Source organism: Mesorhizobium sp. M7A.F.Ca.ET.027.03.2.1 (genome assembly GCF_003999175.1).
In the GTDB taxonomy this organism is placed as follows: domain Bacteria; phylum Pseudomonadota; class Alphaproteobacteria; order Rhizobiales; family Rhizobiaceae; genus Mesorhizobium.
The window spans coordinates 1-554 of sequence record NZ_RZOM01001808.1 but is presented as its reverse complement, the minus strand read 5'-3'; the positions used below and the strand labels follow the sequence as shown (position 1 = coordinate 554).

Below are 554 nucleotides of genomic sequence, written 5' to 3'. Positions count from 1 at the left end.
CGACGCCGGCCATGCGGCCGAGCTGCTTTGCCCACAGCCCGCCGGCATTGACGACATGCTCGGCGATGATGGTGCCCTGCTCCGTGACGACATCCCAGCGACCGTCGGCGCGCGCCTTCAGCTCGACGACCCGGTTGCGCAGGATGATGTCGGCGCCGCGCTTTTTTGCAGCGCCGGCATAGGCGTGCGTCGTGCCGTACGGGTCGAGATGGCCTTCGTTGGAATCATGCAGGCCGCCAAGCACGCCGGTGACGTCGACGATCGGGCAGATCGCCTTGATCTCGTCGGGCGTGACAAGGCGCGCGGTCTCGATGCCGACCGACTGGAACACCGCCCAGGCCGATTTCAGCCACTCCCAGCGCGCGGGATCGCTGGCGATGTTGACGCCGCCGGTCATGTGCAGGCCGATATCCCAGCCGGATTCTGCCTCGATCTCGCGGTAGAGATTGATGGTGTAGTCCTGCAGCGCCGCCACGTTGGGGTCGGCGTTGAGCGCATGGAAGCCTGCCGCCGCGTGCCAGGTCGAACCGGCCGTCAGTTCGGCGCGCTCAATC

General features: G+C 67.1%; 1 protein-coding gene. It reads right to left on the bottom strand.

The features are described 5' to 3' along the window. A partial coding sequence (locus EN750_RS38190) for an FAD-binding oxidoreductase (protein WP_145968383.1) occupies positions 1-554 on the bottom strand: 554 nt, incomplete at both ends.